This window comes from uncultured Shewanella sp., assembly GCF_947501665.1.
GTDB lineage: Bacteria > Pseudomonadota > Gammaproteobacteria > Enterobacterales > Shewanellaceae > Shewanella.
Genome location: NZ_CANMWS010000033.1, coordinates 18134 through 37087, shown reverse-complemented (window position 1 = coordinate 37087; position 18954 = coordinate 18134). Strand labels below are relative to the sequence as shown.

General features: G+C 37.0%; 15 protein-coding genes. 11 read left to right on the top strand and 4 right to left on the bottom strand.

What is annotated here, in order from left to right:
- Positions 1 to 122 precede the first annotated feature (122 nt).
- A complete protein-coding gene (locus Q0976_RS20830; protein ID WP_299496037.1) occupies positions 123 to 1049 on the bottom strand; it encodes a pyridoxal-phosphate dependent enzyme in 927 nt (308 codons plus the stop codon).
- Between the two features lie 275 nt (positions 1050 to 1324).
- Between Q0976_RS20830 and Q0976_RS20825 the strand changes: the two genes are divergently transcribed.
- Positions 1325 to 1732 carry a YccF domain-containing protein gene (locus Q0976_RS20825; protein WP_299496035.1) on the top strand — a complete coding sequence of 136 codons (408 nt, stop codon included), beginning with the start codon at positions 1325 to 1327 and terminating at the stop codon, positions 1730 to 1732.
- A gap of 43 nt (positions 1733 to 1775) precedes the next feature.
- On the opposite strand, the gene Q0976_RS20820 is transcribed toward Q0976_RS20825, so the two are convergent.
- Positions 1776 to 2600 (bottom strand): transporter substrate-binding domain-containing protein, encoded by an 825-nt coding sequence (locus Q0976_RS20820; RefSeq protein ID WP_299496033.1) that lies wholly within the window; start codon positions 2598 to 2600, stop codon positions 1776 to 1778.
- Between the two features lie 263 nt (positions 2601 to 2863).
- The gene (locus tag Q0976_RS20815) at positions 2864 to 3748 is read right to left on the bottom strand and encodes a LysR family transcriptional regulator (RefSeq protein WP_299496031.1); all 885 of its coding nucleotides are present in this window, start codon (positions 3746 to 3748) and stop codon (positions 2864 to 2866) included.
- A 153-nt stretch (positions 3749 to 3901) separates the two neighbouring features.
- On the opposite strand from Q0976_RS20815, the gene Q0976_RS20810 reads away from it, so the two are divergent.
- Positions 3902 to 5062, top strand: coding sequence for a homogentisate 1,2-dioxygenase (locus Q0976_RS20810; protein WP_299496029.1), 1161 nt, complete (start codon positions 3902 to 3904; stop codon positions 5060 to 5062).
- 45 nt (positions 5063 to 5107) lie between these two features.
- Positions 5108 to 6148: a 4-hydroxyphenylpyruvate dioxygenase gene (gene hppD / locus Q0976_RS20805; RefSeq protein WP_299496027.1), complete on the top strand. Its 1041-nt coding sequence runs from the start codon at positions 5108 to 5110 to the stop codon at positions 6146 to 6148.
- 63 nt (positions 6149 to 6211) lie between these two features.
- Here the strand turns inward: hppD and Q0976_RS20800 are convergent, their stop codons facing one another.
- Positions 6212 to 6649 carry a hypothetical protein gene (locus tag Q0976_RS20800; RefSeq protein ID WP_299496025.1) on the bottom strand — a complete coding sequence of 146 codons (438 nt, stop codon included), beginning with the start codon at positions 6647 to 6649 and terminating at the stop codon, positions 6212 to 6214.
- Between the two features lie 528 nt (positions 6650 to 7177).
- On the opposite strand from Q0976_RS20800, the gene Q0976_RS20795 reads away from it, so the two are divergent.
- The 8 genes from Q0976_RS20795 (at position 7178) to Q0976_RS20760 (ending at position 18949) form a co-directional block, all read left to right on the top strand.
- Complete coding sequence (locus Q0976_RS20795) at positions 7178 to 7798, top strand: LysE family translocator (RefSeq protein WP_299496086.1); 621 nt, start codon at positions 7178 to 7180, stop codon at positions 7796 to 7798.
- A gap of 349 nt (positions 7799 to 8147) precedes the next feature.
- Complete coding sequence (gene ggt / locus Q0976_RS20790; RefSeq protein ID WP_299496022.1) at positions 8148 to 9890, top strand: gamma-glutamyltransferase; 1743 nt, start codon at positions 8148 to 8150, stop codon at positions 9888 to 9890.
- 380 nt (positions 9891 to 10270) lie between these two features.
- Complete coding sequence (locus Q0976_RS20785) at positions 10271 to 12448, top strand: M3 family metallopeptidase (RefSeq protein ID WP_299496020.1); 2178 nt, start codon at positions 10271 to 10273, stop codon at positions 12446 to 12448.
- Between the two features lie 189 nt (positions 12449 to 12637).
- Positions 12638 to 14698, top strand: coding sequence for a bifunctional 2',3'-cyclic-nucleotide 2'-phosphodiesterase/3'-nucleotidase (locus Q0976_RS20780; protein WP_299496018.1), 2061 nt, complete (start codon positions 12638 to 12640; stop codon positions 14696 to 14698).
- A 696-nt stretch (positions 14699 to 15394) separates the two neighbouring features.
- On the top strand, positions 15395 to 15967 hold the full coding sequence (locus Q0976_RS20775; RefSeq protein WP_299496015.1) for a pyridoxamine 5'-phosphate oxidase family protein: 573 nt from the start codon (positions 15395 to 15397) through the stop codon (positions 15965 to 15967).
- 83 nt (positions 15968 to 16050) lie between these two features.
- Positions 16051 to 16512 (top strand): cupin domain-containing protein, encoded by a 462-nt coding sequence (locus Q0976_RS20770; protein WP_299496013.1) that lies wholly within the window; start codon positions 16051 to 16053, stop codon positions 16510 to 16512.
- Positions 16513 to 16753: 241 nt separating this feature from the next.
- Positions 16754 to 17620, top strand: coding sequence for a glycosyltransferase family 2 protein (locus Q0976_RS20765; protein ID WP_299496011.1), 867 nt, complete (start codon positions 16754 to 16756; stop codon positions 17618 to 17620).
- Between the two features lie 30 nt (positions 17621 to 17650).
- Positions 17651 to 18949 carry a 1-acyl-sn-glycerol-3-phosphate acyltransferase gene (locus tag Q0976_RS20760; RefSeq protein ID WP_299496009.1) on the top strand — a complete coding sequence of 433 codons (1299 nt, stop codon included), beginning with the start codon at positions 17651 to 17653 and terminating at the stop codon, positions 18947 to 18949.
- Positions 18950 to 18954: the final 5 nt, after the last annotated feature.

The following is an 18954-nucleotide window of genomic DNA, read 5'->3' as shown; positions in this document are numbered from 1 at the left end:
TAAACAAACAGTTAGGACTGTTATTGTGCAGCTTTCAAAGTCAATTCATTTGGTTCAGGTGGTATCCCTTTCACAGATCCAGCACCTGACCAAATGAGCAATAACACTGCCTAAACGACAGTTCATTTCGATAGGCAATCAAACTTTCTTCTATATCGCGGTAACATTGTTGCATTGCCTAACAGCCCCCCTTGGTGAAGATATAATACAGACCGGTTATCATCCCCCTCAAGATAAGACAGCAATACTATCCAACCTAATGGATCGTAAAGTAAGTCAAATTCAATACCCGTTTCATTGAGTTGCTGCCAAATGTCATAAAAAGAACGGTACAACTTTCCAAAATGATATTTTTTATCACTTTCTAAAACTGTAGGGAAAAAAGTAGGATCCTTCATTAATTCTTTAAACTGTTGTCTAAGGTAGTCACTACTGCCGACAGCAGCGCAGGTCATCACCTCAATAGGATAATTATTTTCTTTAAAAAAAGCGGACAAATAAAGCGCTGTGGTGCCGGTTCCTGATGGTAGAAAAACCACCATTTCATTCAATTTTTGTGCTTGCATCCATGTCACTATTTCTTTTCCTAATAGAGACACACCGTATTTTGCATACTCACAACGCCCCCCTTCAGGAATGAACAAGGTTGCTTGATCATTCTTTAGCAAAACATTTTCGATATACGCTAAGCAACTGCGACCCTGTCTATCAGATACCGTATTTAAATCGATGATGTTCGCCCCATTGAGCCATGCACGCTTAAAGTTACCGTCAGCAGCATTCAATATTTGCTTAGCAACATGATCAACATAATAATCAAATTGCCAACCTCTTATTTTTGCCAAAGCCGATAATGAATACATAGAATTAGACTGAGGGTTACCATAACTGATAATCCGTTTCACATGTGGAAAGTCATGATCCAAAAAGAAGCGAAATTTACGTGCTTTGTTACCTGAAAATTCAGCGTGTAATAAATCATCCCGCTTTACAAAAACAGCATGTCCCAAAAAATCAACTTTTTCCACAGGTGTATTAACTAACTTCACAACTTAACTCATCCATAGCATGCTCAATCATCACTATTTTACGCTGCCAATAGTCAAAACCAAAATAGAATAGTCAATTTCATTAAAAAATAGTCTATAACAAAATTTTTATGTTAAAAAAATAAAAATAGCTTTAAAAAACAGATTATTAAACATTGGCATGAAATTAGCTTGTTATTCTATATATGATATCAATCGAGTGCCTAACAGCTTCATGTATTGCTTTAGCGATAAACCAAGGCACCAAACAAATCACATTTAACAAGGAGTACTACATGGCAGTATTACGCTTAGCATTTAACATTGCTTGGTTTATTATGGGTGGATTCATTATGGGACTCGCATGGTGGCTAGCGGGACTATTATGTATTATTAGTATTATCGGGATCCCTTTTGCTAAATCCTGCTTCATCATTGGAGAAATGACATTTTGGCCATTTGGCCAAGATACCGTGAATAGACAAAGCATAACCGGTCACAGTGATATTGGTACAGGAGCATTCGGTATGCTAGGCAACATTGTTTGGTTTATCTTAATCGGTTTTTGGCTCGCAATAGGCCATATTGTTTGTGCCATTGCCAGTGCTATCACGATTATCGGGATCCCTTTCGCTTTTCAACATTTAAAATTAGCCAAACTCACGGTGATCCCCATTGGACAAACTGTCATCAGTACCCAGTGATAACCCGAGTAAGCCTTTAGCCAGTCCACAATGGTAGCTGCTATCAGTGTGGATTGGTTGTAGGCATACTTGCTTCCATAAGAGCATCAACGTCAATTTTTTCCAAGCCTTGATTAAATATATCTCGCCACCGCCTTCCTTCAGGTGTATTACGAAATGCGACAAAAAGCTCCTTTTCTACTAAAGAATGCTCATTGACTTGTATTTTCTTCCTTAAAGGCTCCATCCCCTCTCTAGCCAATAAATACTTTAATACATGTAAATCAATAACGGCACCATTCACTCTACCCGATACAACTTTGCGGATATTTTGATCATCTGAAGTCACCATTTCAACACGCTGTACGCCAGACGCAATCATGCCATCAAATTCAGCAGTATTGACGTAACCTTTCACGACGCCAATAGTATATTGATTCAAATCAGACAACTTTTCCCAATAAATAGGATTATCTTTATTCTCAACAATAACTAATAAACTGGAGCCTATCGCGACTGAAAACGCTAAATGATCAGCAGGAAAAATATATTCTGGAATATAGCCTAAATATTTTGTATGACTGCGTGTCGCTAATCTAACCGCACGATTCCAAGGATAAAAGTCAACCACTAACTCATGCCCCATTGCTTTTAACGCTGCTCGGGTCACGGCAATGACAGCCCCTTTATTGTCGAGTTGCTCACTGGAATAAGGTGCCCAATTAAGGGACGTTAAATATAGGGTATCTGCGCGAATAGGTGCGACTAAAAAAGGAAAAATGAATAACCATCGTTGATATCGAAAAAACTTAGAACGGATAAGCTTATTCCCAACACAGAGAAGTCCACTAAACACGAAGGAAACACAGCGCTTTAAAAACCACAGCATTATTATCAAACTCCTTATTGATAATTATTCATTATCACACAAAAATTTTAGCCAATTTCATGTTTATTGCCACTTTCTTTTTTGAGAAAAGCTTACAGGACTTTCTCAAATAAGCCCATAGATAATACGGATGAATAGCTAAAAGCACTAAACAGTTAACCCACTTAATATAAGCAGGTATCATCACCTAAGAGTCCCCATCACATCATTCAAGCTAAATAATCCCTTCACAACACAAGAAAATGCATTAGAACTTATCAACTTTATTTTTCAAATTCCTCTAAGATTAAATTTGTTAAGAGTTGTCCACCTCGACCTAAAGGACGCTCTAAGGTCGAAACCAGCTGAGGTGTAAAACTAAAACGGCTGCCCCCCATAAAATCTAATTCCACCAGCGTTCCCTTCTTAAGCTCTTGCTCTATCAAAAAATCAGGCATCCATCCAAAACCCACTCCCATTAAAAGCGCATTTTTTTTCATCATAAATCCTGATAGATAAAACACTTTATCACCCCCAAATTGCAGTTCATCTAAACGATTTTTTTCGGGGGATGAATCTTCAATCGTTAACTCAATATGATGCTGCAACTCATACAAACTTAACTGGGTTTTACTGGCCAATACATGATCACAACTGGCCACAAGAATGCTGGTAATTTCCGGTAACGATTTAGGTTGATAATGCGGTCCTGTTCGATAATCTTTCACCAGCATTAAATCGGCCTTATTACGCTCAAATCGATGCTGTACCCCTCCCAAAAACTCCATATTAAGCTGTATTTTTGTGGGGATCTGATAACTGGATAAACGCTTTAACGCTCGCATGATAGGTTCCATAGGTAGAGCACCATCAATGATAAGCTCCAATTTAGGCTCCCAACCTTCACTGAATCGACTCGCCAAATGTTCAATATTGGCCAAGTTATGTAATAACTTTTGTCCCTCTACAAGAATGATTTTCCCCTCTGGGGTTAATTCTGCTCGGTATTGATCTCGATTAAAAAGTGTGATCCCTAAATGTTGCTCCAACTTTTTGACTTGATAACTGATCGCCGATTGTGCCTTATGCAGCCGCTCTGCAGCTTTAGTAAAGCTTCCTTCTTCAACTAACACTTCCAGCATTTTAAAGACATCAATATCAACACGCATCTCATTCTCCCTGTAAATAATCATTTACCATCAAAAAAATAGATGGTTTTGATAAAATTATTATTCTTTTTTTTGTTTGTTTAAGCAACTAAATTGATCTTAAGGATCATATGAAGTGTAAATATTGCGTGATACGCATTGAGGAAGAGCCACATGCCATTTTATATTAAACAAGGCCAAATCCCTGATAAACGCCACATTCAATTTAAAAAAGAAAATGGCGAACTATACCGTGAAGAGTTATTTTCAACCCATGGTTTTGCTAATATTTATTCCAATAAATATCATCATAACATGCCAACAAAAGCACTCAATGTGACTCAACATTCCCTTTCTCACGGAGAGCCTTGGCAAGATACGTTAATTCAAAATTATAAACTCGACACCACACAGGCTGACAAGCCTGGTCACTTCTTTAATGCACGCAATAAAATATTTCATAATACTGACGTCTCCTTCTACACAGCCCATGTCACTGAAGACACCAGTGCGTTTTATCGCAATGCTTATGCTGATGAAGTGATTTTTGTCCATGAAGGACAAGGAAGACTTTATAGCGAATATGGCACTATCCATGTGAAAAAGTGGGATTATTTAGTTATTCCAAGAGGAACAACTTACCAACTTAAATTTGATAACTATCAAAATGTACGATTACTGATTATTGAATCATTTTCAATGATTGAAATCCCTAAGCACTTTCGCAATGAATATGGCCAGCTATTAGAGTCTGCTCCCTATTGCGAACGCGATATTCGTACACCGATTTTAGAAGACGCTATCGTTGAACAAGGCGACTTTACCTTAATTAGTAAGTTTGGCGAGCAATATCAGCATATTTCTCTAGAGTGGCATCCTTTTGATTTAGTCGGTTGGGATGGATTTGTGTACCCATGGGCCTTTAACATTGAAGATTATGCCCCCAAAGTCGGACAAATTCACTTACCTCCTTCAGAGCATGTTGTGTTCAGTGCGCATAACTTTGTGATCTGTAATTTTGTTCCTAGACCTTATGACTTCCATCCCTTATCTATTCCAGCACCGTATTACCATAACAATATCGACAGCGATGAGGTTATCTATTATGTCGACGGCGACTTTATGAGTAGAACAGATATTAAAGCGGGATACATGACGTTACATCAAAAAGGGGTCCCTCATGGCCCTCAACCGGGTCGAACAGAAGCCTCCATTGGCAAGAAAGAAACCCATGAATATGCGGTGATGATCGATACATTTAATCCATTACACCTCACAATGCATGTCAAAAATTGCATGCAAAAAGACTATAACCGCTCGTGGTTAGAAAAATAACAACGTAGCCACTAAAGCATTAGCACATTGAAAGAGGATATTCACATGGCAAGCGAACAGAACCCACTAGGTCTACTTGGTATTGAATTTACTGAATTTGCCACGCCTGATCATAATTACATGCACGACATATTTATTGATTTTGGTTTTTCTTTACTCAAAAAAGCCAAGAATAAAGACATTCTGTATTATCAGCAAAATGACATCAATTTTTTATTGAATACTGAACATAAAGGCTTTTCTGCTGAATTTGCTAAAACCCATGGCCCAGCAATTTGCTCTATGGGCTGGCGTGTTGAAGATGCCGGTTTTGCCTTTAATACAGCGATTGAAAGAGGGGCGAAGGGAGCCAATCCTAAAAATACCGATCTGCCTTATCCTGCTATCTATGGTATTGGGGACAGTTTGATTTATTTCATTGATACCTTTGGTGAAGATAACAATATTTATCAAACTGACTTTGACGATCTACAAGCCCCAATTCATACTCAAGAAAAAGGCTTTCTTGCCGTTGATCATCTTACCAATAATGTCTATAAGGGCACGATGGAATATTGGTCTAATTTCTATAAAGATATTTTTGGCTTTACTGAAGTCCGTTATTTCGATATCAAAGGTAGCCAAACAGCACTGATCTCTTATGCACTCCGCTCACCCGATGGTAGCTTTTGTATTCCCATCAATGAAGGAAAAGGCAATGACAAAAATCAAATCGATGAATACCTGAGAGATTATGATGGCCCAGGCGTACAACATTTAGCATTTAGCAGTCGAGATATCGTGGCATCACTAGATGCGATGAAAGGCTCTGCGATTCAAACTTTAGACATCATTCCTGAATATTACGACACTATTTTTGAAAAACTGCCTCAAGTAACGGAAGATCGTCAAAAAATCAAAGACCACCAAATCCTCATTGATGGAGATGAAAATGGCTACTTATTACAAATTTTCACTAAGAATTTGTTTGGCCCGATCTTCATTGAAATTATTCAAAGACGCAATAACCTTGGTTTTGGAGAAGGTAATTTTACTGCACTGTTTGAATCCATCGAACGGGATCAAATGAAGCGTGGTGTTTTATAATCGATAATGCGCTTATCCAAACCGTAGCCTGTTGATATCCAACAGGCTTTTCAATATATATTCCTATTTAACACGTTTAAGCTTAACACGATATAAAGTCGCTTCATGATGTTGATTTTCATGATAAACAGCCTGAATCGTGTCATTATCAATGATTGTCATTTTAAGCACACCATTGTCTTCCGTTTCAATAAATGTAATATCCTTTTCATTAAAGCTGAATATGCCCAATAACTCCTCTTCAGCCCCCTTTACCTGTTTACCCGCAACGTCAGGTTTCGCCACATTAGCCTTATTCAATTGCCAAACATATTTCGCATGCAAAAACTCTTTATCTTGTTCTGTCACGGTAAACATTAAACTCGCAAGCCCTTTATGACTCTCCCCATTATGATAGACATATATACGGTACTCCCCCTGCCATTGCCCAACAATATTTAAGGGCTCGGCATAAGAAACTGCACTAAACAAAGAAAATATAACAAAATAAATCCATTTCATGTCATTAAATATCCTGTATTCATTATAAGAATAATATATATTAGTCCACTTTCTATTTTTTGTTAGCTTAGGAAACTCATTAATCTCAACTCAAGAACACTCAAACAAAAACTTAATTACTACTTTTAAAGTAACAATATTAAATTATATTCCAATGAGTTTTAACGGTATATTTTATGCTTACATTTTTGTCACTATCAAAAAAGGTAGCATCTCTAATGGCTCGCTATAAATAAAAAACACCGCAATAGTAAACACCAATTATAATCAAATAACAATGTTTAGCGGCTATAGCCGTAAACCAACACCCTATTTCCTTACATCAAAAATTGACAATAGAAAATCTGAAAGATACAAACCTCAACAAATCGATATTAGGCTATTGTGACAATAACAAATCACTAAGCTTCATTTTAGATAACAATCAAAAACCCGTTCATCCCATAATCAAGGATATAGGTTGCACTATTGAACCACAATTGACTACACTAGACGCTGAATATGTCTAACAAAAGCTGTCTGTTACTCATGCCTGATCTCACATTGCTCACTCTTTTTATCCCGACTTTTTTTTTCGTGTCGATTACGCCAGGTATGTGTATGACACTCGCCATGACCTTAGGCATGAGTATCGGCTTACGTCGAACCTTTTGGATGATGTTAGGCGAACTGATAGGCATTGCACTCGTAGCCATTTCTGCCGCATTAGGCGCAGCAAGTATTATGCTAAATTATCCTCACCTCTTTATTGCCTTAAAATGGTTGGGCGGTATTTATCTCATCTATATTGGTATTAACATGTGGCGGGCCAAAGGTAAAATGGCCCTAGCAACCCATAACCAAGTTCCCGATGTCAACAATCGCGTATTAATGTCTCAAGGCTTTATTACCGCTATCGCCAACCCAAAAGGCTGGGCGTTTATGATCTCTTTACTGCCTCCTTTTATTCATGACAATGCCCCCGTCACACCGCAACTTATAGCATTAGTCGGGATCATTATGATCACAGAGTTTGTGAGCATGACTATTTATGCTTCCGGTGGTAAGAGTCTCAAACTATTTTTAAGCCGTGGCGATAATGTAAAATGGATGAATAGGCTCGCGGGCACACTTATGATAGCTGTAGGCGTTTGGTTAGCATTAGATTAACTAACCTGGACTCGGGATAAGCAGCGCCGCTTAATAGCGCTATTTTTGCCCCTATCTATGTTGTGTTTTCTACTAATAACCCGTTATTAGACTCGAAATCCCGAGTTCAGGTTAACTATGGTTTTACTGTACTGAAAGAACTCATATTATTCCACTTTCATTCTTATCAAAATATAGCTTGCAAAATTTACACATCAAATCATTAGCTAAAAACAAACAATTAAAACACCTCAAATTATCATTAAATCCCAAAAGACATGAATATGCCAATAAGAAGCACTAATACTTGCATTTACAAGTGATAATAGTCAGATTACAAAGATAAAAACATGAATAAAAAGGAGCTGTAATGCGATCGCTCAAGACCGCCATTTTTACATTTTTTATGGTGTTACCTTTCTTAGCCCTAGCTAACACCCCCCCCACTCAACCGACGGATCCTGCACCACTTTACACACACTTAGCAACTGCTCAGCCCATTTGGGCAAAACATGGCATGGTCTCCAGCCAAGAAGCAATCGCTACACAAGCAGGTGTTAAAATTTTAAAACAAGGAGGTAATGCTGTCGATGCTGCCGTTGCCGTCGCCTTTAGCTTAGCCGTCACGCTACCAAGAGCTGGTAACCTAGGGGGCGGAGGCTTTATGCTCATCCATCTCGCCAAAGAAAACAAAAATATTGCTATTGATTACCGTGAAATGGCACCAGAAAAAGCCCATAAAGACATTTTTCTCGATGAAAACGGTCATCCAAATGCCACTCTCAGTCGTGAACATGGATTATCCGTTGGCGTACCCGGTACCGTGATGGGCATGGAACTTGCTTTAAAAAAATATGGCACCATGAGCATGGAGCAAGTCACGCAGCCCGCAATCGATATGGCATTAAAAGGTATCATCATGACACCAGATTTGGCTCTCTCGCTCCTGAGTGCCAAAAAACGCTTAACTAAATGGCCTAGCACCCAAGCTGTTTTTTATAAAGCTGATGGCACAAATTACCAAATTGGGGAACGCTTTACGCAACCAGAACTCGCCCATACCTTGGCATTAATTGCCCAAAAAGGCAGTAAAGGTTTCTATGAAGGTGAAACCGCAAAAAAAATAGTCAATGCTGTCAAAAAAGCCGGTGGTGTGATGACCTTGGATGATTTAACAGATTATCAGGCTGTTGAACGTACGCCTGTTGAAGGGACATATCGTGGATATCAAGTGGTCTCCATGCCCCCACCTTCTTCAGGCGGTGTACACATCATTCAAATGCTTAATATTCTAGAAAACTTTCCAATGGATAAGTTAGGCTTAAATACTGCGAGCAGTATTCATTTAATGAGTGAGGCAATGAAACGCGCTTATGCCGATCGAAGTGAGTACCTAGGTGATCCCGACTTTTACAATGTTCCCGTTAAAACCTTAACCAGTAAAGCCTATGCAAAAAAATTAGCATCGGAAATAAACCTTAATAAAGTCACCCCAAGTGCAGAAATTAAACCCGGTGATTTAACACCTTATGAAAGTGATCAAACCACTCATTTCTCTGTGGTTGATAAATGGGGAAATGCCGTATCAAATACCTATACTTTGAACTTCAGTTATGGTTCTGGATTAGTTGCTCAAGGGACTGGTGTTTTACTCAATAATGAAATGGATGACTTTTCAGCCAAAGCGGGAACCCCTAATGGCTATGGCCTTATCGGCGGTCATGCCAATGCCGTTGAGCCTAAAAAACGCCCTTTAAGTTCAATGAGCCCCACTATTGTCATGCAAGATGGCAAACCTTATATTGTTACTGGCAGCCCTGGCGGTTCTCGTATTATTACCACAACACTGCAAATCATTTTAAATGTGATCGATCATCACCTCAATATTGCGGAGGCTTCAATTGCCCCCCGCATTCATCATCAATGGCTACCCGATGAAATTCGCGTTGAGCAAGGCATTAATAAAGACACTATTGAAATCCTAGAAAATAAAGGTCATCAAGTGGTAATTAAAAATGCAATGGGATCGACTCAATCTATCATGATGACAGAGAACGGCTTAACTGGGTTTTCTGACTTACGCAGATCCGGCAGTGAAACGTTAGGCTATTAACCCCAAAATGACACAATAAAATGATTGCTCACTCAATACTTTTTTCGTATTTAAGGGCAATCATCTTTCCCGATATCCTCGCCTTTTTGAGTTCCATAAGCCTAAACGAAACCCCTTCTATCTATTAACTTAACAGCAATATCCTGCTTTCCTGCGTTAGAAATCCCCCCTTCCAAAATTGCTCAAACACTACACAAGTTAACAATAAAATTCACTAACGTCTCCCTGATAGCGTAAAAAACCACCGCTTACAAAATTAGTTACAATTAAAGAACAAGTTTAATGGATTTACATCATTCAAACATGGTATTTAAAGAGGTAGAAAATAGAAACACAAATATGAAACAAAAAAGAACAAACTTATCTTCGGGGAGATTAAGATGAAGGGACTAACCCTAAAACCACTTGTATCGGCTATCGCATTGACCTTAGCACTAAGTGGCTGTAATACAGCAAACACAACAACACAACAAAATACCAACCCTAATGTTGTCGCACAAAATATTATTAACAACAATGCTGACAATCCATTCTTTAAGCCTTATGGTACTTATTACAATATCCCTGATTTTGATAAAATCGAGACCGCTCATTTTCAACCCGCTTTTGAAGCTGGTATTGCTCAACATCAAGCTGAGATCAATGCCATTACCAGTAACCCAGAACCTGCTACTTTTGCCAATACCATTGAAGCACTGGAGTTTTCAGGTGATCTCACTATCAAAGTCGCCAATGTATTCTTTAATCTTACAGGTGCAGACACGAGTGAAGAACTACAAGCTGTGTCAAAAGTTATCACACCTATGCTCTCTGCATCTGAAGATGACATTTACCTTAATGACAAATTATTTCAACGCATTAAAACCGTTTATCAGCAGCGAGATAGCCTAGAGCTGTCCACTGAACAAGCGAAATTATTAGAAGATACATACCAAGCCTTTGCACGAGGGGGGGCTAACCTCAATGAAAAAGATAAAGACACGCTACGGGGACTCAACGAGTCAATCAGCAAGCTCAGTCTCTCTTTTGGGGATAATTTATTAGCTGAAACTAATGCATTTGAATTAGTGGTTGATAATAAAACCCAGTTATCCGGTCTGCCGGAAGATGTTATTGAAACGGCAGCACAAACCGCCATTAAACGCGGTCATTCTGGCAAGTGGGTATTTACAACGCAACGGCCCTCTATAACTCCCTTTCTAACTTATGCAGATGATAGGGCTTTACGAGAAAAAATTTACAATGGCTATATTAAACGTGCTAATAATGATAATGCCAATGATAATAAAAAAATCATCTCAAAAATTGCAGCCTTAAGAGCGCAACGTGCCCAATTAATGGGCTACTCGACTCACGCCCACTTAGTCCTTCAAGAGCGCACGGCAAAAACACCTGAAAATGTATATGGGTTATTGGATAAAGTCTGGCCAGCAGCACTGGCACAAGCTGAAGCTGAAGTTGCTGAAATGCAAAAACTCATTGATAAAAAAGGAGAAAAATTTCAGCTACAAGCTTGGGATTGGTGGTATTACTCAGATAAAATCCGTGTGGCAAAATACAGCTTTAACGAACAGCAAACTCGCCCCTATTTTTCACTTGAAAACACACTTAAAGGGGTGTTTTATACTGCCAATCGTCTCTATGGCATTACCGCAAAAGAGCGAACTGATCTGCCTAAATACCATGAAGAGGTTCGAACTTGGGAGATCTTTAATGAAAAAGGGGAAAGCATTGCCATCTTTATGGGGGATTATTATGTCCGTGACAGTAAACGTGGCGGTGCCTGGATGAATGCTTATCGTCAGCAATATAATATGAATGGCGTGAATTCTAAACCGATTATTTCAAACGTCTTAAACTACCCTCGTCCAGCTGGCGATGATCCCGCATTATTGACTTTTGATGAAGCCAGCACCTTATTTCATGAATTTGGACATGCATTACACGGCATATTATCTCAAGTACAATATCGCTCACAAGCCGGCACATCTGTTCCTCGTGATTATGTCGAGTTTCCATCACAAGTCATGGAAAACTGGATGACTGAGCCTGAGGTATTAGCCCAATTTGCTACGCATTATCAAACAGGCGAAGTGATCCCACAATCACTTGTGAATAAAATACAAGCCGCCAGCAAATTTAACCAAGGTTTCGCAACCGTGGAATACATGGCAGCCACAAAACTCGATTTAGACTGGCATACCATTACCGACTTTACCCCAAAAGATGCCGCCAAATTTGAAACTGATTCACTAAATAACATGGGCTTGATTGAGGAAATATCCCCGCGTTATCATAGTACTTACTTCTCACACATCTTTGCAGGAGGCTATTCTGCAGGTTATTACAGTTACTTATGGTCTGATATATTAGGTGCTGATGCCTATGAAGCATTTAAAGAAAATGGCATTTTTGACCAAGCAACCTCTCAGGCATTCAAAAGCACTGTACTTTCACAAGGCGGTAGCCAAGATCCTATGGTGCTTTATAAGCAATTTAGAGGTAAAGAAGCAGGTATTGAACCACTATTACGAAGTCGAGGATTATTACAAAAATAATCTTTTAGCTTATTAATAACCAGTCAAAAAAGCACAGTGCATTGCACTGTGCTTTTTCGTTTGTCTCTAAAACAATAGCGTAAAGACCCGTCATCCACTATTCTTTAAGTAATAAAGAGTCTCACACTTCAACACCTTCTTTCAGGATATTTATCGGCTTTTTTCAAAGGAATGAGAAGTTAAAAATATATGAATACACATCGTATTGGGTTTAATTTCATTATCATTAGTTTACTGTTTGCTTGCAGCTCTGATGATGCCATCCAAGAGCAGCTTGACGAACAAGCAGCCATAATCAAAAACCAACAAACACATATTAACTTACGCCTGCTTGAAACCAGTGATTTACAAGCGAATATGAAAGATTTCAATTACTTTATTGGTCAGAACGATCCTAGACTGGGACTGGCACGAACGGCCAGCTTAATCAACAAAGCCCGTCAAAACAATCCCAATAATATATTAATTAATAACGGAGACTTATTACAGGGTAGTCCAATGGGAGACTATGCAAATGCATTAGGCCCTCAAAAATTGCACCCTCACCCAGTTTTTTTAGCCATGAATTTACTCAATTACACCGTGAGTAACATCGGTATTCAAGACTTTACTAACGGTATGCCATTTTTTGAATGGGCAATCAATAGCGCTAATTTTCCATTCATCAACGCTAACGTCTATTGTAATGTCGCTCTCTGTGACAATGGTCGTCAACAAGGTGAAAATCTTTTTACCCCTTATCTGATAAAAGCCACCACGCTAATTGATAATCAAGGCAATGAGCACAATATCAACATTGGCTATATTGGTTTTGTTGATCCTAAGGTGAATACATGGCTTAATAACTCACTAGCAGAGAAAATAACCATAAAAAACATCGTGGATACTGCTGAAAAGTTCATTCCCGAAATGAAAAAAAAAGGGGCTGACTTAATTTTAGCTATTCCACATTCAGGTATTGCTTTTAAACAAAATAAATTGGTTTTTGCCGCCGATAATGCCGTCATTCACTTAACCGATGTCGAGGGTATCAATGCAATATTATTTGGTCATAGTCATCAAGCTTTTCCATCAAAACAATATACCAACCTGTGGAATAGTGATATTGAAAAAGGAACCATTAATGGTATTCCAGCAGTTGCACCGGGTTATTGGGGAAGCCATTTAGGCGTGATTGATTTGACCTTAAATCGCGTTGAAGGAAAATGGACTGTCATCAATTCACATTCGCAAGCAAAACCAATTTTTGAGCAGCAAGCCTCAGTATTACCCGATAAAAAAATTGAAGATGCTTTAGTGGAAGTCCATAAAGCTATTTTACACTTCTCTAACCATAATCGTGGAGTAACAGCCACGCCGTTATACAGTGCTCTTGCCCTAATTCAAGATTCCGCCATCACCCAACTCTTATCTGACTTACAAATACATGCGGTAAAAGCCACCATAAAAGCCGATCCCGTTTTTCAGAATATTCCGATTTTGTCCGCTGTTTCAACCGCTAAAGCTGGCGGAAATCATACGGTAAGAGATGCTAAACAATTCGTTGATATTGGGGTAGGTGAAATTACCCACCAAGATATTATCTCCCTTTACCCTTATTCCAACACTTTAGCTGCCGTTAAAATTTCAGGAAGACTCATTAAAGAATGGCTAGAGTGTAGTGCCAATCAATTTAATCAAATTAACCCTCATAATCCAGCCCCCCAAAACTTAATTAATTGGACACACCATCACAGCGCTGACTTTGATATCATTAAAAATATTCAATATCAAATCGATGTCACTCAGCCTAGCCGGTACAATGAGCAATGTATCCCAATAACATCGATAAAATCACATAGAATAACCAATCTTCATTATATTACTGAAGCTGGTGAACGATTATCTGGTGAGGCTTTTTATGACCACGATTTTATCGTGATCACTAATAACTACCGGGCCTTTGCGGGTAAGTTTCCAGGAACAGGTCCTAAACATGTCATTTTTAGCTTTCCAAATGATATTCAAACACTACTTGCACATTACATCACTGAACAAACCCAAGAAAACGGACAAATAGATATTACTCCAAGCGAGAATTGGCGTCTAAGTCCCATCAAAAGCAAAACGCCTTTAGCCATTTTTTTTCAAACACAAAATACCTTATCTGCTAAGGAGTTCATTATTGAACACCAAACCATAAAAATGATTAATAAAGAAGTAGACAGTCAGGGCTACGCCAAATATCAAATTATGCTTAACCACCCCTAATATTCACAAACCTTTTTCAACAAGTGGAAAGAATAGGCAAATATTATCTATACCTAAACTCAGAATAATGAATGTCGAATATCAATACAGGAATACTTGAAATCATTGAAAACTCAATTATTTGCTTTATCTATATCTCTTTTTGCTAAACGCCAACATTTTTGTCAATCTCAAGATAAATATCGGCTCTCGTGGCCTGTTATTAATAGAAAATTCAACATAGATAGAGCCAAAAACCACAATATTTGTCAGAACTTTTGAACCTAATGCCAGATTATCTCATACAAAACTGTATTGCCACATTGTTATTCTATAACGGCAGAATATTAATTTAAATTGATATAATAATAACAAAATCGATTCAGCTCCTATGCATCAACAAAAAGCAATACCGCTTATCACACGAATACTGACGCCGAATAACGAACAAAGACAAATAAAAGGCGGGATAATAAAATGAAATAATATTGATAGCAAAGTCATTATAACTTGCCATAATGACTGTTATTAACAATCGTAATGAGACAACTGTAGGTATTATTACCTACCTAGTAATTATCGACCAAAGGTGTCCCCTTAATCATCAATCAATATGAACATCATTCTTAACCTTCATCATTAAATCCAAGAATCAATTTTATTAGCTTAAAAGAGTCGATATAATCAATTTTATTCACTATGAATTGTGTGGTTGTCATGGGTAAAAAATTCAAACACTTAAATATTCAACAAATTGATTTCATTAAACAACAAAAAATATTCTTCGTAGGAACGGCAGCCACTTCTGGTCGCGTCAATGTATCCCCTAAAGGCGGAGATAGTTTTCGGATCGTTAATGAAAATCAAGTGATATGGCAAAACTATACCGGCAGTGGCAATGAAACAGCGGCACATTTACATCAAAACCCACGCATGACAATCATGTTTTGCGCCTTTGAAGGCAACCCCATTATTTTAAGGCTTTATGGTAAAGCCACAGCGGTACACCCAAGCGATAAAAAATGGTCAACATATGTCGATTTCTTTCCTAAAAATACGGGGACACGGCAATTCTATCTCCTTGATATAGACATGGTACAAACCTCCTGCGGCATGTCCGTTCCTTTTTTTGACTATAATCAAGATCGTGAACAATTAGATAATTGGTCCTCAGCCAAAGGGCATAAAGGTATTAGGGAATATTGGGAAAACCGTAATCAACACAGTATCGATAATATGGACACCCATATTGTGACGTTAGCCGGACTTAAAGATAACCCCATCAAATAAATAACCCCATAATATTCAGTATTAAGTTACTAATGTAACAACAGATATTTTTTTGTCTCATTAACATTACAAAGGAAAAAGCCATGAATATTTCAATCTCCTCCCTTTTGTTAGTATTTTATTTCTTCTTCAATAGTTACGCCTACGCTCAATCATCAGAGGCAAAACAACAAGGTATTGCCGTTGATGTCATCACCCAATCAGATATCAGTTGGGATGGTAGCCCATTACCAAGCTATCCTACTGGCCAACCTGAAGTCACTATTTTAAAAATCACAATTCAACCTGGTGTCTCTTTACCTATACATGAACATCCCTATATTAATGCAGGTATATTAACCAAAGGTCAATTAACCGTTGTCAGAGAAGATAATGGTAAAACACTCCACCTTAAAGCAGGAGATAGTATTACAGAACTTGTCAATATTTGGCACTATGGTAAAAATGAAGGAAAAACACCTGCAGAAATTATTGTGTTTTATGCCGGAGTAAAAGGTAAACCAGTAACAATACTAGAAAAAAATCAAAAACACACTTCACCATAATAACAGAAGTTGTTTTTAAATACATATAATCGCTTATGAATAATAGGCGATTATGGGCTCTTATCATTAATAAAGTATTACATAATACTCACTTATTTATTCTTACGGTTAGTAAAAAAGTACTAAATTAAATCTTATTATATACGAATGTTCAGTATGCCTTTCATACTCAAGGTGTATGTTTTTACTGCTAACAAATACTAAAATAGAACCTTAATTAAGAAATTTAAGGTGAGTCGTTATGAGTGAAAAATTTAGTATTATCATTCCTTGTTATAATAACAGCGACTTATTGCTTAATACATTACATGGGTACGCAAATCAAACATACTCCTATGACAATTTTGAAGTTATACTCATTGATAATAATTCAAGCCATAAAGAAATCATTGACTGCTATCACCAGTACAGAGATAAGTTTAATTTAAGTTTATTTTTCAGACCAAAATTATTGAATAACTTTTCACTCAACTCTGCCAGAAACCTCGGAGTGAACATTGCGAATAATAAGTGGTGTGTGTTTTCTGATAGTGACTGTATCCCCTCCCCGGATTATCTAAGTAATATAAATGATGAAATTACATCAAAAGGTGAAAATATTTGCCTTACCGGCCTCAGAGAGTTCATTCATGTTGAAAATATTAATACACATAAGATGAATATCGATAATAACCACCTTAATAATTGTCCAAGAGTTCATAGTCCATCTAATTATGGTTTACTCAAAGACAGACGACTAGGAAAGATAGAGTATTTACCCCATACAGAGCATCCTTGGGGACATTTTTATGGCTGTAATATGGTCTTTAAAAAACAAGATATCTTAGACGTAGGACTTTTTGATGAATATTACGACGGAAGCTGGGGATATGATGATATCGACTTAGCCTATAAAGTTATTAGTCAGCTAAATATTAAGCCAAACTTTATGAAACATGCAAAAGTATTCCATCAAGATAAAGTAAATTTAGATATCACCGTCAATGATAAAGAAAGTAAAAATAAAAAAAGAAATAATAGAAATTATCAATATCTATGCAACAAAATTAATGGTTACTATCAGTTTAGTATGGATGAATTTAAACGTTTTGGACTCACATCGGTTTAAAACACACTGAATATATAATAAGGAATTGATATGAACACTAAAATTAAAACCATAAAAAACTATACTAAACCTCCTCAGCATTACGATTTAAATGTTAATGTTAAGTTTCGTTCGATAATGAGAAAGATTAAACACAAGCTCTCTCACCATAACAGCGAAAGATTAGAGGATACTATTCCGACAGGTCAATTCTTAAGTTTGTTTTTACTAAAATTAGTATATAAAACATTTGAGTTTTTATCTTTAAAAGAGATTGTTGAATCAAAAAAATCAACCTATTGCTTAAACAAAAAATTAAATGCGACTATATTCATCTCAAATCACTTGTGTCACAGTGATCCTTTTATTATTTCAGAATTATTTTCTAGACACAGAACCAGCTTTTCATATGTATTGTTCTTCACATCATCCCACCTAAATATTTTCCCGCTCAATATTTTCTACAAAATATCCACCAGCTTTATTAAAAGAGATAAAAAAATGAGTAATAATGATAAACTTATACTCCAAGAGTTTATTTCGGAATCAAAAAACCATGATCTTTCATTTTTCCTATATCCAGAAGGGACATTTTCAGTATCGGGAAATACAATAAAAATGAAACTGGGGTTATTGAAGTATTTATTAAAATCAGATTATGAAGATATGGTCATCATTAAAGTACAATATACTAAAATATTAGATTTTGATTTATTTCCTGTCGTCAGAAATAAAGGTCAGTGGCCAAAAAACAAGCCATTTTCAATACGTATTATTTTAGAAAGATTAAGGCAAGTTTTATCATACTCTACCTCTGTTTATGTCGATACAAAAACAATTTCATTACGTCCTTTTTCAGAAAATAATATCGACAGTTTAGCAAGTGAAATTGGCTTTCAACTGAATGGAATGTACTTATTTAGTGACAAAGAAAAAATGATAACAGCCCTTTTTACCTACGGAAAAAATAATGCCAATATAGACTCACTCTATCAAAAAATGAATAGCTTCTTAGAGTATAAGGAAAAAGCTATATTTGATGAAAATATAGCTGAAATATGTAAAACATTTAATTTAATCAAAAAAGATAATGACATAACAATCAGTATGAAAAATCATGATGAGATGTTCTCATCCATTAACCAATACATTTATGCTTGGTTACCTTATGCCCTCACCCCAACTCATTACTCTCTATCATCAATAGAAATGGAGTGTTTATATTTAACACCAACTGCATACCGAAAATTACTCGATAAGAAATTAAATACAGATTTTTTAAGCTTATTCCATGATTTTGATATAAAATCTCATTTATCAATACTCATTAAGACATTCAATATTCGATAAAAAGT